18 protein-coding genes and 3 pseudogenes are annotated in these 25,864 nt (G+C 65.1%); 9 read left to right on the plus strand and 12 right to left on the minus strand.

Features of this window, described 5'->3' with window-relative positions:
• Positions 1–262: 262 nt before the first annotated feature.
• The 7 genes and pseudogenes from EKK97_RS07845 to mnmA all read right to left on the minus strand — a co-directional run bounded on the left by EKK97_RS07845 (position 263) and on the right by mnmA (position 7,733).
• Positions 263–1,858 carry an isocitrate lyase gene (locus EKK97_RS07845; protein WP_159550903.1) on the minus strand — a complete coding sequence of 532 codons (1,596 nt, stop codon included), beginning with the start codon at positions 1,856–1,858 and terminating at the stop codon, positions 263–265.
• A gap of 399 nt (positions 1,859–2,257) precedes the next feature.
• Positions 2,258–2,683 (minus strand): GNAT family N-acetyltransferase, encoded by a 426-nt coding sequence (locus tag EKK97_RS07850; RefSeq protein WP_159550905.1) that lies wholly within the window; start codon positions 2,681–2,683, stop codon positions 2,258–2,260.
• A 4-nt stretch (positions 2,684–2,687) separates the two neighbouring features.
• Positions 2,688–3,860, minus strand: a complete 1,173-nt coding sequence (locus EKK97_RS07855; protein ID WP_159550907.1) for a cupin domain-containing protein — start codon at positions 3,858–3,860, stop codon at positions 2,688–2,690.
• 108 nt (positions 3,861–3,968) lie between these two features.
• Positions 3,969–4,531 (minus strand): annotated as a pseudogene (locus EKK97_RS07860) (cob(I)yrinic acid a,c-diamide adenosyltransferase).
• A 29-nt stretch (positions 4,532–4,560) separates the two neighbouring features.
• Positions 4,561–5,925 carry an adenylosuccinate lyase gene (gene purB / locus EKK97_RS07865; protein WP_159555722.1) on the minus strand — a complete coding sequence of 455 codons (1,365 nt, stop codon included), beginning with the start codon at positions 5,923–5,925 and terminating at the stop codon, positions 4,561–4,563.
• Between the two features lie 61 nt (positions 5,926–5,986).
• A pseudogene (gene hflD / locus EKK97_RS07870) lies at positions 5,987–6,624 on the minus strand (high frequency lysogenization protein HflD).
• The gene (gene mnmA / locus EKK97_RS07875) at positions 6,621–7,733 is read right to left on the minus strand and encodes a tRNA 2-thiouridine(34) synthase MnmA (protein ID WP_159550909.1); all 1,113 of its coding nucleotides are present in this window, start codon (positions 7,731–7,733) and stop codon (positions 6,621–6,623) included. The pseudogene hflD and the gene mnmA overlap by 4 nt, the downstream one beginning before the upstream one ends.
• A gap of 137 nt (positions 7,734–7,870) precedes the next feature.
• Between mnmA and EKK97_RS07880 the strand changes: the two genes are divergently transcribed.
• The 4 genes from EKK97_RS07880 (at position 7,871) to EKK97_RS07895 (ending at position 12,615) form a co-directional block, all read left to right on the plus strand.
• A complete protein-coding gene (locus tag EKK97_RS07880; RefSeq protein WP_159550911.1) occupies positions 7,871–8,473 on the plus strand; it encodes a TetR/AcrR family transcriptional regulator in 603 nt (200 codons plus the stop codon).
• Between the two features lie 68 nt (positions 8,474–8,541).
• Complete coding sequence (locus tag EKK97_RS07885) at positions 8,542–9,465, plus strand: efflux RND transporter periplasmic adaptor subunit (RefSeq protein ID WP_159550913.1); 924 nt, start codon at positions 8,542–8,544, stop codon at positions 9,463–9,465.
• The gene (locus EKK97_RS07890) at positions 9,452–9,616 is read left to right on the plus strand and encodes a hypothetical protein (RefSeq protein WP_479688638.1); all 165 of its coding nucleotides are present in this window, start codon (positions 9,452–9,454) and stop codon (positions 9,614–9,616) included. Before EKK97_RS07885 ends, EKK97_RS07890 begins: the two co-directional genes overlap by 14 nt.
• On the plus strand, positions 9,613–12,615 hold the full coding sequence (locus tag EKK97_RS07895; RefSeq protein ID WP_159550917.1) for an efflux RND transporter permease subunit: 3,003 nt from the start codon (positions 9,613–9,615) through the stop codon (positions 12,613–12,615). The genes EKK97_RS07890 and EKK97_RS07895 overlap by 4 nt, the downstream gene beginning before the upstream one ends.
• Here EKK97_RS07895 and EKK97_RS07900 read toward each other — a convergent pair.
• Positions 12,612–13,001: an NUDIX domain-containing protein gene (locus EKK97_RS07900; RefSeq protein ID WP_159550919.1), complete on the minus strand. Its 390-nt coding sequence runs from the start codon at positions 12,999–13,001 to the stop codon at positions 12,612–12,614. The two genes, EKK97_RS07895 and EKK97_RS07900, sit on opposite strands and share 4 nt — an antisense overlap.
• Positions 12,928–13,668: a pseudouridine synthase gene (locus tag EKK97_RS07905; RefSeq protein ID WP_159550921.1), complete on the minus strand. Its 741-nt coding sequence runs from the start codon at positions 13,666–13,668 to the stop codon at positions 12,928–12,930. The genes EKK97_RS07900 and EKK97_RS07905 overlap by 74 nt, the downstream gene beginning before the upstream one ends.
• 283 nt (positions 13,669–13,951) lie before the next feature.
• Between EKK97_RS07905 and EKK97_RS07910 the strand changes: the two genes are divergently transcribed.
• The 4 genes and pseudogenes from EKK97_RS07910 (at position 13,952) to clpA (ending at position 20,528) form a co-directional block, all read left to right on the plus strand.
• Positions 13,952–16,189: an NADP-dependent isocitrate dehydrogenase gene (locus tag EKK97_RS07910; protein ID WP_159550923.1), complete on the plus strand. Its 2,238-nt coding sequence runs from the start codon at positions 13,952–13,954 to the stop codon at positions 16,187–16,189.
• Positions 16,190–16,332: 143 nt separating this feature from the next.
• Complete coding sequence (gene icd, locus EKK97_RS07915) at positions 16,333–17,589, plus strand: NADP-dependent isocitrate dehydrogenase (RefSeq protein ID WP_159550925.1); 1,257 nt, start codon at positions 16,333–16,335, stop codon at positions 17,587–17,589.
• 139 nt (positions 17,590–17,728) lie between these two features.
• On the plus strand, positions 17,729–18,112 hold the full coding sequence (gene clpS / locus EKK97_RS07920; RefSeq protein ID WP_234286428.1) for an ATP-dependent Clp protease adapter ClpS: 384 nt from the start codon (positions 17,729–17,731) through the stop codon (positions 18,110–18,112).
• 140 nt (positions 18,113–18,252) lie between these two features.
• A pseudogene (clpA, locus tag EKK97_RS07925) lies at positions 18,253–20,528 on the plus strand (ATP-dependent Clp protease ATP-binding subunit ClpA).
• Positions 20,529–20,626: 98 nt separating this feature from the next.
• Here clpA and infA read toward each other — a convergent pair.
• The 3 genes from infA to aat all read right to left on the minus strand — a co-directional run bounded on the left by infA (position 20,627) and on the right by aat (position 22,489).
• Positions 20,627–20,845: a translation initiation factor IF-1 gene (infA, locus tag EKK97_RS07930; protein ID WP_010627817.1), complete on the minus strand. Its 219-nt coding sequence runs from the start codon at positions 20,843–20,845 to the stop codon at positions 20,627–20,629.
• Between the two features lie 138 nt (positions 20,846–20,983).
• Positions 20,984–21,733, minus strand: a complete 750-nt coding sequence (locus EKK97_RS07935) for an arginyltransferase (protein ID WP_159550927.1) — start codon at positions 21,731–21,733, stop codon at positions 20,984–20,986.
• 12 nt (positions 21,734–21,745) lie between these two features.
• Positions 21,746–22,489: a leucyl/phenylalanyl-tRNA--protein transferase gene (aat, locus tag EKK97_RS07940; protein WP_159550929.1), complete on the minus strand. Its 744-nt coding sequence runs from the start codon at positions 22,487–22,489 to the stop codon at positions 21,746–21,748.
• Positions 22,490–22,691: 202 nt separating this feature from the next.
• Between aat and EKK97_RS07945 the strand changes: the two genes are divergently transcribed.
• Positions 22,692–25,784 carry a DNA translocase FtsK gene (locus EKK97_RS07945; RefSeq protein WP_234286426.1) on the plus strand — a complete coding sequence of 1,031 codons (3,093 nt, stop codon included), beginning with the start codon at positions 22,692–22,694 and terminating at the stop codon, positions 25,782–25,784.
• Positions 25,785–25,864 lie beyond the last annotated feature (80 nt).

Below are 25,864 nucleotides of genomic sequence, written 5' to 3' on the forward strand. Positions count from 1 at the left end.
TGCCCATATGTATGTGGGGTGTCGTCGTTGCCGGGTTATGGAAACACTGTTTGCTAACTAGCTTAACCAGCCATACCGTATTTGACCAGTGCCGAATGACAGGGTGCCGTGCCTCGATGCGCCAAAGTCGGCAAAAAAAGAGGAAGATGAGACGACCGCCCCGGTTCCGACCGTGTGGCCAGCAGAATAGTGCAAGAAAAAGACGAAAAAAAGGGAGGCGCGAGGCCTCCCAAGGGTTCCAGTCGTTACCGCTACGCCATGCTCAGCCGAACTGGTTCATGGTGTTGTCCTTGCCACCAGCCTTGAGTGCGGCTTCGCCGTGGAAGAACTCCTTGTGGTCGTCACCGATGTTGGAGCCGGCCATGTCCTGATGCTTGACGGTGGCGATGCCCTCGCGGATCTCGCGGCGCTGCACGCCAGCGACATAGGCCAGCATGCCCTCGTCGCCGAAGTAGCCCTTGGCCAGATTGTCGGTGGACAGCGCGGCGGTGTGGTAAGTCGGCAGCGTGATCAGGTGGTGGAAGATGCCGGCCTCGCGCGAGGCGTCGCGCTGGAAGTTGCGTGTCCACTCGTCGGCCAGCTTGGCCAGCTCGGTGCTGTCGTACTCCTCGCTCATCAGCTTGCTGCGGTCGTAGGCGGAGACGTCCTTGCCTTCCTTCTCCCAGGCGTCGAACACCTGCTGGCGGAAGTTCAGGGTCCAGTTGAACGAGGGCGAGTTGTTGTAGACCAGCTTGGCGTCCGGCACCACTTCGCGGATGCGATTCACCATGCTGGCGATCTGGCCGACATGGGGCTTCTCGGTCTCGATCCACAGCAGGTCGGCGCCGTTCTGCAGGCTGGTGATGCAATCCAGCACCACGCGGTCCTCGCCGGTGCCCGGCTTGAACTGGTAAAGGCCGGAGGCCAGGCGCTTGACCTTGACCAGCTTGCCGTTCTGCTTGATCACGACGTCGCCGTTGTCGATGTCGGAAGCGGAGGTGATCTCGTCGCCGTCGAGGAAGCTGTTGTACTGGTCGCCCAGGTCGCCTGGCTCCTTGGTCACGGCGATCTTCTGGGTCAGGCCGGCGCCCAGGGAGTCGGTGCGGGCGACGATCACGCCATCTTCAACGCCCAGCTCGAGGAAGGCGTAGCGCACGGCATTGATCTTGGCCAGGAAATCCTCGTGAGGCACGGTGACCTTGCCATCCTGGTGGCCGCACTGCTTCTCGTCGGACACCTGGTTTTCGAGCTGAATGCAGCAGGCACCCGCTTCGATCATCTTCTTGGCCAGCAGGTAGGTGGCCTCGGCGTTGCCGAAACCGGCATCGATATCGGCGATGATCGGCACCACGTGGGTCTCATGGTTGTCGATCTTGGCGATCAGCTCGTCGGCCTTGGCCTTGTCACCCGCCTTCTGGGCGGCTTCCAGATCACGGAACAGGTGGTTGAGTTCCCAGGCGTCGGCTTGACGCAGGAAGGTGTAGAGCTCCTCGATCAGGCTCGGCACGCTGGTCTTCTCGTGCATGGATTGGTCGGGCAGCGGGCCGAACTCGGAGCGCAGGGCGGCGACCATCCAGCCGGAGAGGTAGAGGTAGCGGCGCTTGGTGGTGCCGAAGTGCTTCTTGATCGAAATCAGCTTCTGCTGGCCGATGAAGCCGTGCCAGCAGCCCAGCGACTGGGTGTACTGACCGCTGTCGGCGTCATAGGCGGCCATGTCCTCACGCATGATTTTTGCGGTGTAGCGGGCAATGTCCAGACCGGTCTTGAAGCGGTTCTGGGCGCGCATACGGGCGGCATTCTCGGGGCTGATGCTGGCCCACTTGCCTTGCTGGGCTTCGCGCAGTTGAGCCAGTGCCTTGATGTCGTCTTTGTATGACATGGTGCCATCCTTCCGATCTGAGGTGGGGTCGTCGGCTTCGATTGCCTGCGGCGGCGCTCGCTGCCTCGTCGGTCGCTTGCTTGCTGCATCGTGCCGGTCGGGCCGGGTTATGCTGCAACTGCGAAGTATTACCAGATTCAACCAGCTGACAGGGATTGTCTCTACGGCCTTGGTCGAATCCGAGTCGGCGTTAAAATTGAACCGGGTCGGGAGATTTTTTGCTTGCTACCGAACAGGTGTTTTAACGCTGCCATGAAACCACTATGCCCCATGTTCTCTGGGCCGGACAATCAACACTTGGGGGGAATAAGGGTTGTAGTTCGACTACAAGAGTGGCCTTTTGGGGGCCATTCCTGTAGTCGTTTTTCGATCGGTGGAGCGGTTGGGTGTTGTCTGGCCTTACAACGAAAGGCGCATGTTGCGGTGCGGAATACCGGCGTCCATGAAGACTTCGCCAAACGCGACGAAGCCCAGGTTCTCATAGAAGGCAAGGGCATGGGTCTGGGCAGCGAGCTCGACCTGCGCATGGCCCAGGCGGCGTGCCGTGTCGATGGCGGCCTGCATCAGGGCCGCGCCGATACCCAGGCCGCGTGCTTCGCGCAGCACGGCCACTCGGCCGACATGCCCGTCGGGCAGCAGGCGTGCGGTACCGAGTGCGCTGTTGCCACGTAGAGCGAGGAAGTGGCGACATTCATCGTCGCGTCCGTCCCACTCCTCCTCCAGCGGTACCCGCTGCTCCTCGATGAACACGACACGGCGGATCTCGCCGGCCAGGTCGCCAAGCTCCTCCCAACTGCCTTCCTTGACGACGATGCGGTGCGTCATGACGTCATTCCTCCTCCATGTTCCAGGTCAGGCTGCCGGCATCGAGCAATGTGGCAAACAGCTCGGCGGCTCCCTCGTATGCCAGTAGTTCAGCATCGATAGGAGTGTCCGAGGCCACGGCCCGAGCCAAGGGTAGGGTGCACTCGACTCCGTCGCCGTCGGCGAACAGGGTGGCGCGATGCTCGCTCAGGCCGCGCCAGGCGAAGCGCGAGCCGGGACTGCGCAGGAGTTCCTCACCCTCATGTAGTAGAGCGACAAGCTCCTCGACGTCGGTAGGGGTCTCGCTCGGTATCAACTGATCGACGTACTTGGGTTGCGTCATCACCCGGCCGAACCACTGGGCGAGCTGGGCAGGGTCGTCTAGGGTCGCAAGAATCAAGCGACGCATGCGCGCGAGCGAGTCGTCATCGAGCTCCGCCGGATCGGCTGGCGGGGTCATGCCGGCGTCGCTGTAGCGACTCGAAGCGGGCAGCTGTTCGCCGAGGTAATCGGCGAAGGAGGTGATCGCCTCGTCCGCCGAGGGGGCACGGAAACCCACCGAATAGGTCATGCAGTCGTCGGACTGGCTGACGCCGTGGTGGGCCCAGCCCGGTGGCAGGTAGAGCATGTCGCCGGGTTCCAGCACCCAATCGTCGCCCGGCTCGACGGTGAAGCGCTGGAGAATGCGCAGGTCGATGCCGTCGAGTATGGGGGCATCGTCAGGTACCTTGCCGCCGAGCTGCCAGCGACGCCGGCCCAGCCCCTGGATCAGGAACACATCGTACTGATCGACGTGGGGACCGACGCTGCCGCCCGGTGGGGCGTAGCTGATCATGATGTCGTCGAGCCGCCAGCGGGGCAGGAAGTCGAAGTGCTCGAGCAGCTCGGCTACCTCGGGTACATAATGGTCCACGGCCTGCACCAGCAGGGTCCAGTCGCGCTCTGGCAGCTCGCTGAACACGGCTTCGTCGAAGGGGCCGTGGCTGATCTGCCAGGGCCCGTCCGGCCCTTCCTCTTCGACCAGTCGGGCCTCGATGCCCTCCTCGCAGGCGAGCCCGGCCAGCTCGTCGGGGTCGAGCGGGCTTTCGAAGTCGGGCAGGGCGCCACGGATCAACAGCGGCTGGCGCTGCCAGTAGTTGCGCAGGAACTCAGCGGGCGTAAGGCCACCCAGCAGAGTGAGAGGAGCGTCGGTGGACATGGTGTCTCGCTGTCAGGCAGTTGGCACGAAAGTCTGCAGGCGAACCGGCTGGCTGGCCTGCAGGGGAAAACGTAATGGTAGCGTATTGCTGTGAGCGAGGCTCGAGGCTTAGCGGTTGGCGCCGGGCACCCACAGCACGTCGCGCTGGCCGTTGCCGTTGGCCCGGCGCGCGGCAACGAACAGCAGGTCGGAGAGGCGGTTGAGATAGCGCAGCACCTCGGGATTGACCGGCTGTTCCTCCATCAGCGCCGTGACCAGGCGCTCGGCGCGGCGGGTCACGGTGCGGGCCAGATGCAGATGGGCGGCAAGCGCGGTGCCGCCCGGTAGGATGAACGAACGCAGGGTGTCGAGCTCGGCATTGCAGGCGTCGATGCGTGCTTCCAGATACTCGACCTGGCCAGCCGTGATCCGCAGCGGTGGTACTCCGGCGCCTCCTGTTCGGGCGTGCACAGGTCGGCACCGACGTCGAACAGGTCGTTCTGCACGGTGGCGAGGATATCGCGCAGTTCGCCCGTGGCATGCAACTGGGCCAGGCCGATGACGGCATTGGTCTCGTCCACGGTACCGAAGGCCTCGACGCGCAGGTCGTGCTTGGCCACGCGGCTGCCGTCGCCAAGACCGGTATCGCCCTTGTCACCGGTGCGGGTGTAGATCCTGGTGAGCTTGACCATCGTTGCCTCCTGCGTTGCCCGCGCTGGCCTTAGAGCCGGCGGGCCTGGGCCTCGGCGTTGCCGATGTAGGTGGCCGGCGTCAGCGCCTTGAGTTCGGTCTTCACCTCGGCCGGCAGTTCCAGCGTGTCGATGAAGGCGGCAAAGCCGGCCTGGTCGATGCGCTTGCCGCGGGTCAGTTCCTTGAGCTTCTCGTAGGGCTTCTCGATGCCGTAGCGGCGCATCACCGTCTGGATCGGCTCGGCGAGCACTTCCCAACTGGCGTCGAGGTCCTCGGCCAGGCGCGCCGGGTTGGCCTCGAGCTTGCCGATGCCCTTCAGCGCCGCTTCATAGGCGATCAGGCCGTAGGCCAGGCCGACGCCCAGGTTGCGCAGTACGGTGGAGTCGGTGAGGTCACGCTGCCAACGGGAGATCGGCAGCTTCTGCGCCAGATGGCCGAGCACGGCGTTGGCCAGGCCCAGGTTGCCCTCGGAGTTTTCGAAGTCGATGGGGTTGACCTTGTGCGGCATGGTCGAGGAGCCGATCTCGCCCTCGACGGTTTTCTGCTTGAAATAGCCCAGCGAGATGTAGCCCCACACGTCGCGGTCGAAGTCGATCAGCACGGTATTGAAGCGGCATACGGCATCGAACAGCTCGGCGATGTAGTCGTGCGGCTCGATCTGGGTGGTGTAGGGGTTGAAGGTAAGCCCCAGGCCCTCGACGAAGGTACGCGCGTTGGCTTCCCAATCCACGTCCGGGTAGGTGGCCAGGTGAGCGTTGTAGTTGCCCACCGCGCCGTTGATCTTGCCCAGGATTTCGACGCTCTCGATCTGGGCGAGTTGGCGACGCAGGCGATAGGCGACGTTGGCCATCTCCTTGCCCAGGGTGGTGGGGCTCGCCGTCTGGCCGTGGGTGCGCGAGAGCATCGGCTGGGCGGCATGCTCGTGGGCCAGTCGGGCGATTTCGTCGGCCACCCGGTGCATCACCGGCAGCAGGGTCTTCAGACCGTCAGCGAGCATCACGCCGTAGGAGAGGTTGTTGATGTCTTCGCTGGTGCAGGCGAAGTGCACGAACTCGGTGATCGCATGCAGCTCGGGCTGCTCGGCGATCTTCTCCTTGATGAAGTACTCCACCGCCTTGACGTCGTGGTTGGTGGTGCGCTCGATCTCCTTGATGCGCTCGGCGTCGGCCAGCGAGAAGTCACGAATCATGGCCTCGAGGAAGGCGGTGGCCTCGGCGGAGAGCGGCGGCACCTCGACGATGCCGCCCTGCTCGGCGAGACGCTGCAGCCAGCGAATCTCGACGATCACGCGGGCACGGATCAGGCCGAACTCGCTGAAGTGTTCGCGCAGGCTCTCGGCCTTGTTGCCGTAGCGGCCGTCGACGGGGGAAAGGGCGGTAAGAGCAGTGAGGGGCAGGGAAGCGGCTTGCATGGTCGTTATCCGGTGCGTGTAGGAAATGGAGTGGGGGAAACGGGTATCAGCCCAGCTGGTCCAGGGCTTTTTTCAGGGCGCCGCGCTGGAACACCAGCTTCCAGCGCCGGCCGCCCTGCTGATGCCAGAGCAGGGCGAAGCGGATCCCGGCGAGCAGGATGGCGCGCACGCGTTCGGGCATCATGCGGCTCTGCAGCATCGAGGGGTCGCCATGCACCACGATGCGGGTCTTCAGGGTCGAGAGTGTCTCCTGATAGGCCTCGCCCAGGCTGGCAATGACGTTCTCGTGGGTGGTGCCGAAGTGTTCGGCCTGGCCCTGAATACGGTTCAGGTGCTGGCCGAGAGAGGCCATCATGTCGTTGTCGACACGCAGCTTGTTCATCAGCAGCAGCAGCGAGAAACCATAGCGAAGCACGACCGGATTGGCCTGCTGGCGTCCCACCACGGCCTCGAGTACCTCGAGGCCGCGGCGCAGGTTGTTGGGTGACCGCCATAGGTCGCTTCGAAGCTCTCGGGGTTGGTGTCCAGCGTGGCGCGAATCAGCGTTTCCCAGGGACGGGTGTCGACCTGCCCGGTGCGGGCCAGTTCATCGACCAGGCTGGCGGCCTGGAACACGCCGGCAAGGGCCAGGGCCTGACGTGCGGTCGGGGAGTCCGGCGCGCGGTGGATGGGGGAAGTGGTCATGCGGCTGGCTCCATGGCATTCCAGATATCGCGGATCACGCCGCCGCCCAGACAGATCTCGCCGTCGTAGAGCACCAGCGACTGACCGGGAGTGACGGCACGTTGGGGCTCATCGAAGAGAACTTCGACGCCGCCATCCTCCCGCGTGCGGACCGTGCAGGGCACGTCGGTCTGACGGTAACGGGTCTTGGCGGTGTAGCGGCCCTCGGCGGCGGGCGGCTCACCGGCCACCCAATCCATCGCCTCGGTGGCCAGCGAATCGGTGTAGAGCAGCGGGTGATGCTTGCCCTGCACCGCGATCAGTACATTGCGCTCGAGATCCTTGTTCGCCACGTACCAGGGCGCCTCCGGGTGGTTGGCCAGCCCACCGATACCGAGTCCCTGACGCTGCCCCAGGGTGTAGTACATCAGCCCCATGTGCTCGCCGATGACTTCGCCTTCGGGCGTCTCGATCACGCCCGGCTGGGCCGGCAGGTATTGCTGCAGGAAATCGCGGAAGCGGCGCTCGCCGATGAAGCAGATGCCGGTGGAGTCCTTCTTGCGCGCGGTGGCCAGGCCATGACGCTCGGCGATGGCGCGCACCTCAGGCTTCTCCAGCTCACCGACGGGAAACAGCGTACGGGCGATGGCAGCCTCCGGCACGGCGTGCAGGAAGTAGCTCTGGTCCTTGTTGGCATCGATGCCCTTGAGCAGCCGCGGCCGACCGTGGCGCACGCCGCCACGAACATAGTGGCCGGTGGCGATCTTCTCGGCACCGAGCATCTCGGCGTACTCGAGGAACACCTTGAACTTGATCTCGCGGTTGCACAGGATGTCCGGGTTCGGCGTGCGCCCGGCCTTGTACTCGGCCAGGAAGTGCTCGAACACGTTGTCCCAGTACTCGGCGGCGAAGTTGGCGCTGTGCAGCTTGATGCCGAGCTTCTCGCACACGGCCTGGGCATCCGCCAGGTCGGCCTTGGCGGTGCAGTACTCGGTGCCGTCGTCCTCGTCCCAGTTCTTCATGAACAGGCCTTCGACCTGATAGCCCTGCTCGAGTAGCAGCAGCGCGGATACGGAGGAGTCGACGCCGCCGGACATGCCGACGATCACCTTGCCTGAGGTGGCGGTCATGGGCGCTCTCGGATTGAGTGGTTCGCAAATGGGCGGGAATTATACCCCAGGTTGGCGCATGGCTTCATCCGATGAGGACATGGCCCGGTCATGGATAATTAATTGACCGGTCGGCCAGTTAAGGCTATCTTCGCCGCATGAACCAGAAAACCCAGACACGCGATCCGGAACTGACCCGCGCCCGTATCCTCGAGGCGGCGGAAGCGCTGTTCGTCGAGCAGGGTTTCTCCGCGGTCAAACTCAGCGAGCTGGCACGCTCGGCCAAGGTCACCAAGAGCTTGATCCACCACCATTTCGGCAGCAAGGAACAGCTCTGGGAGGCAGTCAAAAATCGCGCCTTCGAGCGCTATTTCACCGCTCAGATGGCGATGCTGGAGGAAGCCGGCGAGCCGGATGCCGCGCTGCTGCGCCGTTCGGTGGAAGCCTACTTTTATTTCCTGCGCGACAACCCCGGCGTGGTGCGACTGTTTGCCTGGACCCATCTGGAGGGGGACAGCCACTGCAGCGAACTCGACAACCAGCTCGTTGGGGCGGGTGCCGAGTGGGTTCGCCAGACCCAGATGCGCGGCCTGCTGCGCAAGGATATCAACCCTACTCATGTGATCGCCGTGTTCGTGATGACCTGCACCCAGTGGTTCGAGGCCAAGTGTCATCACGAGCACTGGCCGGGCATGGGCAGTGACGAGGCGTTCCTGGAAGATTTCCTGAAGATCTTCATGGAAGGCGTCCCTCGGGAGTGAGCGTTTTTTTTCGTCAACAATTGACCGGCCGACCAGTTCATGCGGCTGTTCCATGAAGGAGAATGACTATGGGGAGGGTGGCGAGAGGCAGCCTGGCGGTCTCGCTGATGCTGGGCATCATATTGCTGTCGGGGTGCGATGCCGCTCCGGCTCAGATCGAAACCGGTGAGACGGTCCTGCCCAGCGTGCGCAGCGAGACGGTGCGCCTATCCCAGGCCGAGACGAGATACCGCTTTCCCGGCACGGTGCGGGCCAGCGAACGGGCGACTCTCGCTTTTCTGCATCACGGCGTGCTGCGTGAGCGGCATGTGGCGAGGGGGCAGCGGGTCGAACGGGGAGAGCCGCTGGCGACGCTGCACAATCCGGCCATGGCGCCGGCGCTCGTGGCCGCCGAAGCGCGGATAAGCGAACTCGACGCTCGCCTGCGCCGCATGGAACGCGACGTCGAGCGGGCGCGCGTGCTGCGCGAGCGCAACCTCAGCGCCGAGGAGGAACTGGATCGCCTGCGTTCGGAGCGCGAAGCCACCGTGCAGGCGCGTGAGCAGGCCCTGGCCCAGCGTGACGAGGCCCGGGCACAGCTCGATGAACTCACCCTGCGCGCCCCGTTCGCGGGCGTGGTGACCGACCTCGAGGCCGAGCCCGGCGATTTTCTGGCCGCCGGCCAGCCGGTCTTGGGGTTGGTGGGGCTTACGGGGCGCGAGGTGGAGATTCGCGTGCCGGCGGCCTTGCCGCACGGCTGGAGGTGGGCCAGGAGGCGAGCCTGGTGGCAACGCTGGGGGCGCGGCGCTTCCCCGGCGGGTCACCGACATCGGCCAGGCGGGAGAGGGCATGGCGCCGGTCATCTTGGCGATCGATGCCGACCCCGGCCCGGCGCTGGGCGAGCCGGTCAGGGTGCAGCTGTCGCTGGATGCGCCGCCCCTGCTTCAGGTGCCGTTGGCGGCGGTGGTCGACCCCGGCGGGTACGACCCGCACGTGCTGATGCTGAGCGCTGACGATACGGTCCAGCGCATTGCCGTGACTCCCGGCCGGCTGGATGGCGGCTGGGTCGCAATCGCGGCGTCGTCGCTGGCTGCGGGCGACAGGGTAGTGACGGCTGGGCAGGGGCGCCTGGAAGAGGGCAACCGGGTGAGGGTGCTGCCATGAGCTGGCTGCTCGCCTCGTTGCGCTACAAGCGACTCATCCTGACCGTTACGCTGCTGCTGGCCCTGCTCGGCCTGGTGGCCTGGGTGCAGATGGATCGTCAGGAGGATCCTTTCTTCCCTTATCGCTTCGGCCAGGTGCTGGTGCCCTACCCAGGGGCCGAGCCGGAGCAGGTCGAGCGCCTGGTGCTCAACCCCCTGGAGGAGGAATTGGCCCAGGTAGAGGAGGTCAATGACATCATCGGCACTGCGCGTCTCGGCGTGGCTCACGTCACCATCGAGATGCACGAGCACGTCTACGACACCGATGCCGCCTGGGAACGGGTGCGCATCGCCGTGGACCGGGCCAGCCGCCAGTTTCCCGATGGCGTGGGCGAGGCCGAGATCAGCGACCGCGACTCCGATGCCCACGGGATCGTGCTGGCACTGACCGGCTCCGACGATCTGCTCGAACTGCGCGAGGCGGCCAAGCGGTTGCGCCGCGACCTGTTCCGGCTCAAGGAGGTGGCCCGCATCGATCTGCTGGCCGATCCGGGCCAGCAGGTGGCGATCGGCTGGGACGATACCCTGGCCGAACTGACAGGCCTCGACGCTAGGGCGCTTGGCGAGCAACTGGCCGCGCGCAACCTGACCGCTTCCGGCGGCAGCCTGGCGATCGGGGGACGCTCCCTGGTGCTCGACCCGCGCACCGAATTCGGTTCGCTGGAAGAACTCGCCGCCACGCCGATACGCACCGTGCGCGGCGACCAGGTGCCACTCGGCGAGCTGGCCGACCTGCGGCTGATGCCCGAGGAGCCCGTCACCGAGCGCATGTGGCACGATGGCCGGCCGGCGGTGGCGCTGGGGCTGGTGCTCTCCAACGATCAGGTCAATGCCGTGCGCTTCGGCAGCCGGCTGCGTGCGCTGGTGGATGAACTGCGTCCCGCCTATGCGCCGCTCACGATCGAGGAGAGCTTCTACCAACCGCGCTGGGTCGAACGACGGTTGGCGGAACTCGGTTTCTCGCTGCTGCTGGGTATTGGCATTCTCGGCACGCTGCTGTTCCTGGCCATGGGGCTGCGGCTGGGCCTCGCGGTGATGGTGATCGTGCCACTGGTGACCTTCTCCTCGCTGGCGCTCTACGCCATGGGCGGCGGGGTGCTGCATCAGATCGCCGTGGCCGGCATGGTGATCGCGCTCGGGATGCTGGTGGATAACGCCATCGTCATGGTCGAGAACATCCAGTTTCACCGCGATCAGGGGCGCTCGGCCATGCAGGCCGTTACCCGCTCGGTACGGGAGCTGGCCACGCCGTTGTTGGCGGCCACCGGCACCACCTTGGCCGCCTTCGTGCCGCTGCTGCTCTCCAGTGGCAACACCGCCGACTTTACCCGTGCCATTCCTGTCATGGTGATGCTGACGCTGGCGGTGAGCTATGTGTATGCCGTGTTCGTTACGCCGGTGTTTGCCGCTGGCATCCTCCGGCCAAGGCTGGCAGCACGGCGTGAGCGGCTACAGGCAGCAGGCGAGCGCCTGGGACGGATCGCCGTGCGCTGGCCGGCCGTGGTGCTGTCAGGTGCCGGCCTGCTGCTGGTCGGTGCCGTGGCCATGGTACCGCTGCTCAATCACGATTTTTTTCCCGATACCGATCGCAACCAGTTGATCGTCGATCTCAACTTTCCTGAAGGCACCCATCTCGACACCACCTCCCATCAGGCCGAGGCGTTGGCCACGGCATTGGCCGAGCGACCGGCGGTGCGGGCGGTACATCGCTTCGTCGGCTTCAGTGGCCCGCGCTTCTATTACAACCTGGTCGAACAGCCGCGCCAGCCGCACCTGGCCCGGCTGGTCGTGGAAGCCGAGGACGCCGCCGATCTGGCGGGGCTGATGACGTGGGTGCGTGCGGTGGCGCCGGAGTGGCTGCCCGAGGCCGAAGTGGTGGCCCGCCGCTTGGGCCAGGGGCCGCCGCTGGAAGCGCCGGTGGAGATTCGCGTATTCGCCGAGGACCGCGCCGCGCTGGCCGATGCCGCTGGTCGCATCCTCAGCGTGGTGCGCGCTGCCGAAGGCGCTCGCGATGCGCGTCACCGTCTGGGTGAAGGCTTGGCCACGCTGCGGGTCGATACCGATGACGCTCGCGCCGCCGAGTACGGGCTATCGCGGCGCGATGTGGCCACGGTCCTGGCTGGTGCCAGCCGCGGGGTCGAGGTGGGCACCTGGCGTGCGGCCCGGGACCCGGCGCCGCTGCTGATCCGTGCGCCCGAGGGTGAACGCTTCCCCACCGACGGGCTCGAGGGGCTGCGCCTCGCCGCTGCCGACGGGACCTCGGTGCCACTTGGTGAAATCGCCTCCCTGGAACTGACCTGGCGCCCGGCGGTGATTCAACATCGAGGCCTGCGTCGCATGACGGCCGTGCTGGCCGAGGTGGCCGACGGCTGGACCTACGACGGCGTGCTGGGCGAGATCCTGCCGCAACTCGAGGCGCTCGAACTCCCCACAGGCGTGAGCTATACCATCGGCGGGGCAGCGGAGTCGGCCGGCGATGCCAACACCGCACTGTTCCAGACCTTGCCGTTCGGCGGCCTGCTGCTGATGGTGTTCCTGCTCGCGCAGTTCAACTCCTTCCGTCAGCTGTGCATCGTGCTGACGACCGTGCCGCTGTCGATCATCGGTGTCGTGCCGGGCTTGTGGCTGACCGGCCAGCCGTTCGGTTTTACCGCCATCCTCGGCGTGGTGGCGCTGGTCGGCATCGTGGTCAACAACGCCATCGTGCTGATCGACCTGATGAACGCCAATCGCAAGCAGGGGCTCGACGTGAGGGAGGCGGTGGTATCGGCGGTGGCGCGGCGTACTCGGCCGGTGCTGCTCACCACCGCTACCACGGTGGCCGGCCTGGTGCCGCTGACCCTGACCCAGTCGACGCTGTGGCCGCCCATGGCCTGGGCGATCATCTCCGGGCTGGTCGCCTCCACGCTGCTGACGCTGCTGGTGATTCCGGCCTTGTACCGGTTGTTAATAAGAGACTAGCGCTCGTGGACGACATCCATGGGATAAAACCGCCCCGCCAGGGCGTCGCGGATTCGGCGCAGTACCAGCGGACTGCGCAGCCGTCCCTGGCGCTCCAGCGCTTCGACCTCTTCCAGGGTCAGCCAGTGCACGGCGACGATCGAGGGATCGAGAGGGTTGCCCAGGTGGGCCAGGGCCATGCCGAAGAAGCCATGGCTATGGAAGGTCTCGCCGCCGGACGTCTGGTAGACGTACAGCCCCAGGTAGTCGGTGATCCCCACCTGCCAGGCGGTCTCCTCGCGCAGTTCGCGCAGGGCCGCCTCCTGAATCCGCTCACCGGGCTCCAGGTGGCCGGCGGGCTGGTTGAACAGGGTAGTCTGACTGCCTCTCGGTGACTCTTCCACCATCAGGAAGCGGCCGGCGCGTTCCACGACGGTGGCCACGGTTACATGCGGATGCCAGCGGCTCATCGGTGACCTCCTTGGCGGCGCGGCGAGCGCCTTGGCGTGTTGCGCGGGCGTGTAGGGTTTCCCTGCGCCACTCACCCGGGGCCAGTCCGTCCAGGCGCCAGGGGCCGATGGCCACGCGCACCAGGCGCAGGGTGGGGTGGCCGACATGAGCCGTCATGCGCCGGACCTGACGGTTACGGCCTTCGCTGATGGTCAGTTCCAGCCAGGACGTCACCGGGTGTCGCTTCGGGTCCACTGGCGGCGTGCGCGGCGGCAGGCCGCTCTCGGCCAGGCGCCGCACCTTGGCCGGTCGGGTCGGGCCATCCTTGAGCTCGATACCCTGGCGCAGGGCGGCCAGTGCCGCCTCGTCGGGGTTGCCCTCCACCTGTACGCGATAGGTCTTGGGCTGCTTGTGGCGCGGGTCGCTGATGCGCTGGATCAGTGCACCGTCGTCGGTCAATAGCAGCAGTCCTTCTGAATCATAGTCCAGCCGTCCTGCCGCGTAGATGCCCGGCACCTTGATGATGTCCGCCAGTGTCGCACGCGGTGCTTCCCCCTGGCCGAGGCGATCGGTGAACTGGGAGAGCATGCGGTAGGGCTTGTGCAGGAGATAAATGGCGCTCATGGGGCAAAGCTTACCGGCAAGCGGGACGGGATGGGAGAGGGAAACGCGTCAGCCTTATTGACCATACGCCGAGGCGGGCGGGCTGATATAATGCGCACGCTCGCCGGGAGCGCCCTCGTCGTTACGGGCCTGCCGTGACTCCGCCACCGGGTCGATGCCAAGCGCATCCCCCGCCAGATGAGAACCGTAGGTGGAGCACGCAGGGACCCCGTTTCAGGCATCGTGAGTGCGCGCAACCGTTCCAGTTATTGCCATCGCAGCGACCAGAGAGATCAAAGCCACCATGTCAAAAACGCCGAAGATTATCTATACGTTCACCGACGAAGCGCCTGCGCTGGCGACCCATTCGCTGTTGCCGATCATCGACGCTTACACCGACGCCGCAGGTATCGAGGTGGAAACCCGGGACATCTCCCTGGCGGCTCGGATTCTCTCCCAGTTCCCCGATTACCTGACCGCCGAGCAGCGCGTCGAGGACCACCTCGCCGAACTGGGCGCCCTGGCCAAGACGCCGGAAGCCAACATCATCAAGCTGCCCAACATCAGTGCCTCCATGCCGCAGCTCAGGGCAGCGATCAAGGAGCTGCAGGGGCAGGGCTACAAGCTGCCGGACTATCCGGACGAGCCGAAGAACGACGAAGAGAAAGAGATCAAGGCGCGCTACGACAAGGTGAAGGGCAGTGCCGTCAACCCGGTGCTGCGCGAGGGCAACTCCGACCGCCGTGCACCCAAGGCCGTCAAGGAGTATGCCCGCAAGTATCCCCATCACATGGGCGAGTGGAGCCAGGCCTCGCGCACCCACGTATCTCACATGCACGGCGGCGACTTCTACCACGGCGAGAAGTCGATGACGCTGGATCGCGCCCGCGACGTGAAGATGGAGCTGATCACCAAGAGCGGCGAGTCGTTGGTGCTCAAGCCCAAGGTCTCGCTGCTCGAAGGCGAGATCATCGACAGCATGTTCATGAGCAAGAAAGCGCTGTGCGAATTCTACGAGCGTGAGATCGAGGACGCGCGCAAGACCGGCGTGATGTTCTCCCTGCACGTCAAGGCAACGATGATGAAGGTCTCGCATCCGATCGTATTCGGCCACTGCGTCAAGATCTTCTACAAGGACGCTTTCGAGAAGCACGGGGCGCTGTTCGAGGAACTGGGTGTCGACGTCAACAACGGCATGGTGAATCTCTACGACAAGATCGCCACCCTGCCCGAATCCCAGCGTGATGAGATCATCCGCGACCTGCACGCCTGCCACGACCAGCGTCCCGAGCTGGCCATGGTGGATTCGGCCCGCGGCATCACCAACTTCCACTCGCCCAGCGACGTGATCGTCGATGCCTCGATGCCGGCCATGATCCGCGCCGGCGGCCAGATGTACGGTGCCGATGGTCGCATGAAGGACGTCAAGGCGGTGATCCCCGAGTCCACCTTCGCCCGCATCTACCAGGAGATGATCAACTTCTGCAAATGGCACGGCGCCTTCGACCCGGCCACCATGGGCACCGTGCCCAACGTCGGCCTGATGGCGCAGAAGGCCGAGGAGTACGGCTCCCACGACAAGACCTTCGAAGTGCCGGCGGACGGCGTCGCCAACATCACCGACCTGGAAACCGGCGAGGTGCTGCTGACCCAGAACGTCGAGAAGGGCGACATCTGGCGGATGTGTCAGGTCAAGGACGAACCGATCCGCGACTGGGTCAAGCTGGCCGTGGAGCGCTGCCGCGATTCCGGCATGCCGGCGGTGTTCTGGCTCGACCCCTATCGCCCGCACGAGAACGAACTGATCAAGAAGGTGAAGACCTACCTCCAGGATCACGATACCAGCGGTCTCGACATCCAGATCATGTCCCAGGTCCGGGCCATGCGTTATACCCTGGAGCGCGTGATCCGCGGCCTGGACACCATCTCGGTGACCGGCAACATTCTGCGTGACTACCTCACCGACCTGTTCCCGATCATGGAACTCGGCACCAGCGCCAAGATGCTTTCCATCGTGCCGCTGATGGCCGGTGGCGGCATGTTCGAGACCGGTGCCGGCGGCTCAGCGCCCAAGCACGTGCAGCAGCTCCTGGAAGAGAACCACCTGCGCTGGGACAGCCTCGGCGAGTTCCTGGCACTGACCGCCTCCCTGGAGCATCTTGCCAAGCGCTTCGGCAACGACCGCGCCGCGCTGCTGGCAGACGCGCTGGACAAGGCCATCGGCCAGTTCCTCGAGAACGACAAGTCGCCCTCGCGCAAGGTCGGTGAGCTGGACAACCGGGGCAGCCACTTCTACCTGGCCCTGTACTGGGCCCAGGCCCTGGCCGCCCAGGACGAGGACGCCAATCTCAAGGCGCTGTTCGGCCGCCTGGCCGAGACCCTGCAAGCCAACGAGGCGACCATTCTCGAGGAGCTGAATGGTGTGCAGGGCCAGCCGGTGGACATCAAGGGTTACTATCATGCCGACCCTGAGGCGGCGCGGGCGGTCATGCGTCCGAGCAAAACCTTGAACGAGGCCCTGGCGCTGGTGGCTAGGGGCTGAAGTCCCGCTAGCTCCTTCCGGTCCTACCTATCGACCCCCGTTCGCCCATCGGCGGATGGGGGTCCTTAGGTCATATGGGCCGGTTGGGGTGGACGATGCTATACTCCGCGCTCCACTGAACATACCAGACAGGGGAGTTCTCAATGGGGTATCAGAAAATTGTCGTCCCTGAAGGCGGCGAGAAGATTACCGTCAACGCCGACAACACCCTGAACGTGCCGAACAATCCGATCATCCCGTTCATCGAGGGTGATGGAATCGGCGTCGATGTGACGCCGGCGATGAAGATCGCCATCGATGCCGCCGTGCAGAAGGCCTACAACGGCGAGCGCAAGATCCACTGGATGGAAGTCTACGCCGGTGAGAAGGCAACCCAAGTCTACGACCCCGATACCTGGCTGCCCGAAGAGACTCTCGAAGCCGTCAAGGACTACGTCGTCTCCATCAAGGGGCCGCTGACCACTCCCGTGGGCGGTGGCATCCGCTCGCTGAACGTGGCCCTGCGCCAGAAGCTCGACCTCTACGTCTGCCTGCGCCCGGTGCGCTGGTTCGAGGGCGTGCCGAGCCCGGTCAAGAAGCCCGCCGACGTCGATATGGTCATCTTCCGCGAGAACTCCGAGGACATCTACGCCGGCATCGAGTGGAAAGCCGGTACTCCCGAAGCCGACAAGGTGATCAAGTTCCTGCGCGAGGAGATGGGTGTCACCAACATTCGTTTCCCCGAGAACTGCGGTATCGGCGTCAAGCCAGTTTCCGAGGAAGGCACCAAGCGCCTGGTGCGTCAGGCCCTGCAGTACACCGTGGACAACGATCGTGAGTCGCTGACCCTGGTGCACAAGGGCAACATCATGAAGTTCACCGAAGGCGCCTTCAAGGACTGGGGCTACGAGATCGCCCGCGACGAGTTCGGTGCCGAGCTGCTCGACGGCGGCCCGTGGATGCAGTTCAAGAACCCCAAGACCGGCAAGAACATCGTGGTCAAGGACGTCATCGCCGATGCCATGCTGCAGCAGATCCTGCTGCGTCCGGCCGAGTACGACGTCATCGCCACCCTGAACCTCAACGGTGACTATCTCTCCGACGCCCTGGCTGCCGAAGTGGGCGGCATCGGCATCGCGCCGGGGGCTAACCTGGCCGACGCCGTGGCCATGTTCGAGGCCACCCACGGCACCGCGCCGAAGTACGCCGGCCAGGACAAGGTCAACCCCGGTTCGGTGATTCTCTCCGCCGAGATGATGCTGCGGCACATGGGGTGGGTCGAGGCTGCCGACCTGGTGCTCAAGGGCATGGAGAAGGCCATTTCCAAGGGTGAGGTCACTTATGACTTCCATCGCCTGATGGACGATGCCAAGCTTCTGAAGTGCTCCGAGTTCGGCCAGGCCGTCGCCGACAACATGTAAGCGACCCGCTGAGCCTATCGGGGCCCCCGTCCGCCTGGCGGATGGGGGCCTTTTACGTATCAACCTGAACCCTGCCGGCCTGTCGTCGTCTAAGCTGGGACGTCAGATGGCCGGCTTGTCGAGATGGTGTGTGGCTTTTATGTACGAGATTGAAGACCCGAACGCATGGGAGTCGGTCGGTGTCGTGGCAGGCATGACGCAACCGCCGCGTCCGGAAGAAGAGGGCGACGACGACCTGGCCGTACAGGCGTCCGACCCCGAGGTGGCGCGCCCGCCCATGTACAAGGTGATCCTGCACAACGACGACTACACGCCGATGGAGTTCGTGGTGGAGGTGCTGCAGAGCTTCTTCCACATGGACAGCGAGACGGCCGTGCAGGTCATGCTCACGGTGCATACTCGCGGCAAGGCGACGTGCGGCATCTTCACCCGCGACATCGCGGAAACCAAAAGCCATCAGGTCAATCAATATGCAAGAGAGTGTCAGCACCCGCTACTCAGCGACATCGAGGCGGCGGACTGACTCCCGGTCTGCTCGAGACGGGGTAGGAATGGCAGTCGTTGAGTGAAGAGACTTGCAACGGCAGCGTTTGTGCCCGATGTTGAAGGTGCCGGACCACGAAAGATCCGATGCAAGCCCTAAGCGGCGAGAAGGGGACTGCCATGCTGAGCAAAGAACTTGAACTGACCCTGAACACGGCGTTTACTGTGGCCCGTTCCAAGCGCCACGAGTTCATGACCGTGGAGCACCTGCTGCTGGCACTGCTCGACAACGCATCAGCGGCAGACGTGCTGAGAGCCTGTGGGGCCAACCTCGACAAGTTGCGGTCCGACCTGCAGGATTTCATCAATTCCACCACGCCTCTGATCCCGGAGGACCAGAGCGACCGCGAGACCCAGCCGACACTGGGTTTTCAACGCGTGTTGCAGCGTGCCGTATTCCACGTGCAGTCCTCCGGCAAGAGCGAAGTGACCGGAGCCAACGTGTTGGTCGCCATCTTCTCCGAACAGGAGAGCCAGGCGGTCTACTTCCTCAAGCAGCAGAACGTGGCCCGGGTCGATGCGGTGAACTACATCGCCCATGGAATTTCCAAGGTGGCAGGCCACGGTCAGAACCCTTCGTCCTCGCCCAATGAGGCAGAGGACGCCGAGGAGGGTGGCGGCGAGACCAGCGCCAACCCGCTGACCGGCTATGCCACCAACCTCAATGAACAGGCTCGGATGGGCAAGATCGATCCGCTGATCGGTCGTGAGCATGAACTCGAACGGGTGATCCAGATCCTGGCCCGGCGGCGCAAGAACAACCCGCTGCTGGTGGGCGAGGCCGGCGTCGGCAAGACCGCCATTGCCGAGGGTCTGGCCAAGCGCATCGTCGAAGAGGATGTCCCCGAGGTCATCGGTGACGCCGTGGTCTACTCCCTCGACATGGGTGCGCTGCTGGCCGGTACCAAGTACCGTGGCGACTTCGAAAAGCGCCTGAAGAGCCTGCTGGCTGAGCTCAGGAAGCAGCCCAACGCCATCCTCTTCATCGACGAGATCCATACGGTGATCGGTGCCGGGGCGGCCTCCGGCGGCGTGATGGATGCCTCCAACCTGCTCAAGCCCTTGCTCTCCTCGGGGATCTGCGCTGCATCGGTTCCACCACCTTCCAGGAGTTCCGCGGCATCTTCGAGAAGGATCGGGCGCTGGCGCGCCGCTTCCAGAAGGTCGATGTCATGGCGCCGTCGGTGGACGACACCATTCGCATCCTCAAGGGGCTGCGTTCGCGCTTCGAGGAGCATCACCGCCTCAAGTACACCGACGCGGCGCTGGAGAGTGCGGCGCGGCTGGCGGATCGCTACATCAACGATCGCCACCTGCCCGACAAGGCCATCGACGTGATCGATGAGGCGGGTGCTCATCAGCGGCTGCTGCCGCCGGAGGTACGGGTCGAGACCATCGACGTCGACCAGGTCGAAGCGGTCGTCGCCTCCATCGCGCGGATTCCGCCGAAGAGCGTCTCCAGCTCCGATCGCAAGCTGCTCGAGAACCTCGACCGCGACCTGAAGATGCTGGTGTTCGGCCAGGACGAGGCCATCGACAGCCTGTCCGCCGCCATCAAGCTGTCGCGGGCCGGGCTCAAGTCCCCCGACAAGCCGGTGGGCAGCTTCCTCTTCGCCGGCCCCACCGGGGTGGGCAAGACCGAAGTGGCCCGCCAGCTGGCGCGGATCATGGGCATCGAGCTGGTGCGCTTCGACATGTCGGAGTACATGGAGCGTCACACCGTGTCGCGGCTGATCGGCGCGCCTCCGGGCTATGTCGGCTACGACCAGGGCGGGCTGCTCACCGAGGCGATCACCAAGCAGCCGCACTGCGTGCTGCTGCTCGATGAGATCGAGAAGGCCCACCCGGAGGTCTTCAACCTGCTGTTGCAGGTAATGGATCACGGTCGACTGACCGACAACAACGGCCGCGAGGCGGATTTCCGTCACGTGATCGTGATCATGACCTCCAATGCCGGTGCCGAGCAGCAGGCGCGTCGCTCCATCGGCTTCCAGACCCAGGACCACTCGACCGATGCCATGGAAGTGATCCGCAAGACCTTCTCTCCAGAGTTCCGCAATCGCCTGGATGGCATCATCCAGTTCCACTCCCTGCCCACCTCGGTGGTACGCAGCGTGGTGGACAAGTTCCTGGTGGAACTGCAGGCGCAGCTCGACGAGAAGCGGGTTCAGCTGGATGTGGACGTGGACGCACGGGACTGGCTGGCCGAGAAGGGCTACGACCCCAGCATGGGCGCAAGGCCCATGGCGAGGCTGATCCAGGACAGGCTCAAGAAGCCTCTGGCGGAGCTGATCCTGTTCGGCGAGCTATCCGAACATGGGGGAGTGGTGCACGTGACGGTGGAGGATGGCGAGTTGCATCTTTCCACGGAGTCGGAAATGGCCGACGCGCCCTGATTCGCCTTGGTGCGATATCCGACTCGCCTGACCACAGCGCCCTGTCCCCCCGGACGGGGCGTTGTCTTTCTAGGGCGGACGAGGCGTGGTGCGGCGGCTCAGCGCGAACGGTAGACGATCCGTCCTTTGGTCAGGTCGTAGGGGGTCAGTTCGACCTTGACCTTGTCGCCGGTGAGAATGCGGATGTAGTTCTTGCGCATCTTGCCCGAGATGTGCGCGGTCACGACGTGGCCGTTCTCCAGCTCGACGCGAAAGGTGGTATTGGGAAGGGTATCGACGACGACGCCTTCCATTTCGATATGGTCTTCACGTGCCATATAGGCGGTTCCTCGCTGATGGACAGAAATGGGTTGTTGGCATGCGGGGCATGGCAACGGGCGCAATACGCTGCGCCCATCCCAAAGGATAGCGCGATATTGTGCCGCAAGCCGGGCGTCAAGGCAAAGCGGGCCGCGTTACACGCTTGATGTCACTGCCAGCAGGCGCCGCCAATGCCGGCCTTCCAGGACTTCCAGGGGCCGGTAGGCCTCCTTGTAGGCCATCTTGCGACATTCGCGGATCCAGTAGCCCAGGTAGACGTGCGGGAGCCCCTCGCGGAAGGCCAGCTCGACCAGGCTCAACACGGCGAAGGTGCCGAGCGAGCGCCGATCCCACTCGGGATCCGGATCGAAGAAGGTGTAGATGGCGGAGAGTCCGTGCTCCAGGCGATCGAAGGCGGAGATGGCGAGCAGCTGCTCGCCCAGGCGGAACTCGAGCAGGCACGAATAGGGCTCGTCCAGGGTCAGGAAGGTGCAGTACTGCTCCCGGCTTGGCGGATACATGTCGCCATCCGCATGGCGCGCCTGGATATAGCGTTCGTAGAGCGCGTAATGCTCGTTATCGAACAGCGCGGGACGCTCGATCAGACGCAGGTCGGCGTTGCGCCTGGCCACGCGCCGCTGGCTGCGGCTGGGCTGGAAGTCGTCGACCGGAATGCGCACCGACACGCAGGCGTTGCAGCTGTCGCAATGCGGTCGGTACAGATGATGGCCGCTGCGACGGAAACCCAGCAAGGCAAGCGAGTCGTAGATGCCTTGTCCATGGGATTCCTGAGGATCGAGAAACAACGTCGTGGCATCGCGCCCCTCCAGATAGCTGCAGGCATGGGGCACGGTCAGGAAAAAGCGGAGATCCCTTATCGGGTGGCGAGGCGTATTGCTGCTCACGTGATTCGCCTCCTAAATGAGAGCGCTCATGGTCTCGACGCACGGCGGGTCGTCGGGCAGCGACCAGCAGGGCATCGGGTGCTGGCCGTCCGGAGGCTCCGGCGCCGCCAGGCATGATTCAAGATAGTTGATGAACTCGACGCGGGCGATGTCGCGCGCGCCCAGGCTGGCGAGATGCTGGGTATGCATCTGGCAGTCGATCAATCGCCCGCCGCCGGCGCGCATGGCACGTACCAGGTGAACCAAAGCGACCTTCGAGGCATCGTTAGCGCGCGAGAACATCGACTCGCCGAAGAACACCGGCCCCATGGCCACGCCATAGAGTCCACCGACCAGCTCGCCAGCCTGCCACACTTCCACCGAACGCGCATAGCCGAGCCGGTGCAATGTCACGTAAGCGGCATGCATCTCCGCCGTGATCCAGGTGCCGGGCTGGCCCCGGCGCGGGGCAGCGCAGGCCTCGACCACCGCATCGAAGCAGCGGTTGAAGCTCACCTGAAAACCGCCGTTGCGCAGACGCTTGGCCAGGCTGCGGGAGAGGTGCAGCTCATCGGGGAAGAGCACCATGCGTGGATTCGGACACCACCACAGGATCGGCTGGTCGTCACTGTACCAGGGAAAGATGCCGCGCCGGTAGGCGGCCAGCAGCCACTCCGGGGTGAGTTCGCCTCCCGCTGCCAAGAGGCCCTCCGGGTCACGCAGTGCGCGTGAGACGGGAGGGAAACGCACAGGGTGCTCGGGAAGCCAGGGCAGCATGCAGTGGCGCTCCTCGTCAGCATTGGTTTCATTAGTCTGACGCTGGAGCCGATTTGGCTCAAGCAAGCGTCTCGGCCACTGTGCCGGGGCTTGTAGTCCCGGTATGATGGCGGCTGAATTCATTCTGCTTCATGTGAGTTGGAAAGGCACTGTCCAGGTACGGTGCGAGGGGGTTGGCGAGTTGAGTGTAAAGGAAAAGGGCGTGCCGCGGCGCGCATCGGAGGAGGACTCCCAGCAGCCGACCAAGCGCCTGTCGCTTCACCTGCATGGCGTGGCCCGGGAAGGGGCAACCATCGTGCTGCTGGCAGCCTGTGTATTCTTGCTGCTGGCGCTGTTCAGCTACCAGCCTTCGGATCCGGGCTGGTCCCGCCGTGGCCCGGAAACCGACGTGGCCAACTGGATGGGGCCCTTCGGCGCCTGGCTGGCCGACGTGCTCTATTCGCTGTTCGGGGCCAGCGCCCTGTGGTGGCCCGGCATGCTCGGTTTCGCCGGCTGGCGGCTGATTCGTACGCGCAGGGTGCAGCTCGAATGGGACGCCACGGCGGTGGCCGTGCGCCTGGGTGGCCTGGTGCTGCTGCTGTTGGGTACCACCACGCTGGGTACGCTGCACTTCTACAGCCCGGACAGCATGCTGCCCTATGCCTCGGGAGGAATTCTCGGGGAAGGGCTGGTCGGCGCTCTCGTGCCGCTGGTCGAGTCGGGCGGCACCGGCCTGTTGGCCGTAGCGGCCATGCTATGTGGCTTCCCTCTATTCACCGGCCTCTCCTGGTTGTCGGTGATGGATGAACTCGGTCACCGTTTCCTGCGCCTGTGGCGTTGGGCGGCTTCCCCGTTCGGGCTGGTGCGTGATCGGCACGAGCCGCACTGGGAGGAAGATGAGGACGCTCATGTCGAGGACGAACCGGAACCGGCCGGTGAGTCGCCTCGTCGGCGTTGGCGTTTCTGGCGGCGGCGTGGCGCCGAGTCGGGCCCCGACCTGGGAGAGCAGCGCGAACCGGGGCTGTCCTCGTCGTTCGGTGACGATGGCGATACCGATATTCCCTGGGACGTGCCCGAACGTACCCCATCGGCCAAGCGCCCCGAGGCGGCTTACAGCGTTGGCCAGAACCAGAACAGGGCCGCATCCGAACCTGCCGCACGGCCTGCTGCCGGCCCCGTGGCGCCCTCGGAGCCTAGCCTTGGCGCTGAGCGCGTTTCCGGGCCGGCTGCAGCGGCCGCGGTGCTCAAGGCCAGCCGCGACGACGACCCGCTCCCGCGGACTGCCATGCCGCTGCGGGCAACGGAAGAGCGGGAGACCGCTTCGGACTCCGAGGAAGTGTCACGGGGCGGCGCTGCCGAAGTGTCCGGCTCCGATGCGCCGGCAGCGAAGGAGCCCGGGTTCACGCCAGGCGGGCGTCCCGATTCGGCGCGACGCGAGCCGGGACTTGGCGACCTGCAGCCGGAAGAGCCGGTCGATGCGCATGAGCCGCGTCTGAGCTGGCACGATATCGGCCGGGAAGACGATGACGCTGCCTACGTGCAAGAGGACGGGGCGGAGCCGGAAGGGGGCTTGGACGGCGATGACTGGCGCCAGGAGCAGGCACCGAGCCATTACGCCGATCAGGCCGAAGGGCTGCGCACCTGGCAGCCGAGTGCGCCAATCTCCAGCGAGGAAGACGCGGAAGAGGGGCGGCTGGCCACTGCCGAGCAGGCACGCGCCGCAGCGGCGGAGCCGGAAGGCCCAACGCTGTGGACGGTGGAGCACCTACAGAGCCAGCGGCCGACGCTGGATGACATGCCGGAACCGGATGGCGAGTTGCCGAGCCTGCGTCTGCTCACGCCGGCCGAGCCGCATCATCAGAACTATACAGAGCAGCAGTTGACCGACATGGCCGAGCTGCTCGAGACCCGCCTGCGCGAGTACGGGGTCAAGGCCGAGGTGGTGCACACCTGGCCGGGCCCGGTGATCACCCGCTTCGAAATCAAGCCCGCCGCCGGCGTGAAGGTTTCGAAGATCAGCAACCTGGCCAAGGACCTGGCGCGCTCGCTGATGGTCAAGAGCGTGCGCGTGGTGGAGGTGATTCCCGGACGGCCGACGGTGGGCATCGAGATCCCCAATCCGCACCGGGCGATGATTCGCCTGCGCGAGGTGATCGATTCCGACCGCTACCAGCAGGAGGCCTCGGCGCTGACCCTGGCACTGGGCCAGGACATCGGCGGTGGCCCGGTGGTGGCCAACCTGGGCAAGATGCCTCACCTGCTGGTGGCCGGCACCACCGGCTCGGGCAAGTCGGTGGGGGTCAACGCCATGCTGATCTCGATGCTGCTCAAGGCCACGCCCGAAGAGCTGCGCCTGATCATGGTCGACCCCAAGATGCTGGAACTGTCCGTCTACGACGGCATCCCACACCTGCTGGCGCCGGTGGTCACCGACATGAAGGAGGCGGCCAACGCATTGCGCTGGTGCGTGGCCGAGATGGAGCGGCGCTACAAGCTGATGGCGGCCATGGGCGTGCGCAACATCGCCGGCTTCAACGGCAAGCTCGACGAGGCCGAGCGCGCCGGCGCCCAGGTGGCCGATCCGCTGTGGGAGCCGCAGCCGTGGGAGATGCACGAGTCGCCGCCCGTGCTCGAGAAGCTGCCCTACATCGTGGTGGTGATCGACGAGTTCGCCGACATGTTCATGATTGTCGGCAAAAAGGTCGAGGAACTGATCGCGCGCCTGGCGCAGAAGGCGCGGGCGGCCGGCATCCACCTGATCTTGGCCACCCAGCGTCCCTCGGTGGACGTAGTGACCGGCCTGATCAAGGCCAACATTCCCACGCGCATGGCCTTCCAGGTGTCGTCCAAGGTCGATTCGCGCACCATCCTCGACCAGGGCGGCGCCGAGAACCTGCTGGGCCACGGCGACATGCTCTACTTGCCGGCCGGTTCGGGACTGCCGACCCGTGTGCATGGCGCCTTCGTCGATGACGACGAGGTGCATCGGGTGGTCGAGGACTGGAAGCGTCGCGGCGAGCCGGAATACATCGACGAAATCCTCGCCGGCGGTGTCTCGGCCGACGCCTTGACCGGGCTCGAGGCCGATGGCGGGGAGGGCGGCGGCGATGCCGAGCAGGATGCGCTCTACGACGAGGCGGTACAGTTCGTCACCGAGAGCCGCCGCGCCTCCATCTCGGCAGTGCAGCGTCGCTTCAAGATCGGCTACAACCGCGCCGCGCGCCTGGTGGAAGCCATGGAGGCGGCCGGTGTGGTCTCCTCGATGGGCTCCAATGGCGGGCGCGAAGTGCTGGCGCCGCCGCCGGTGGGTAACTGACCCCGTGGCGGCGCCAGGCGACGACACAACCATGCATTAATCATGAAAGCGTCGGCGGCCATGCAACCCGCCGGCTCGCA

Origin of the sequence: Billgrantia tianxiuensis (genome assembly GCF_009834345.1) — a bacterium.
In the GTDB taxonomy this organism is placed as follows: domain Bacteria; phylum Pseudomonadota; class Gammaproteobacteria; order Pseudomonadales; family Halomonadaceae; genus Halomonas; species Halomonas tianxiuensis.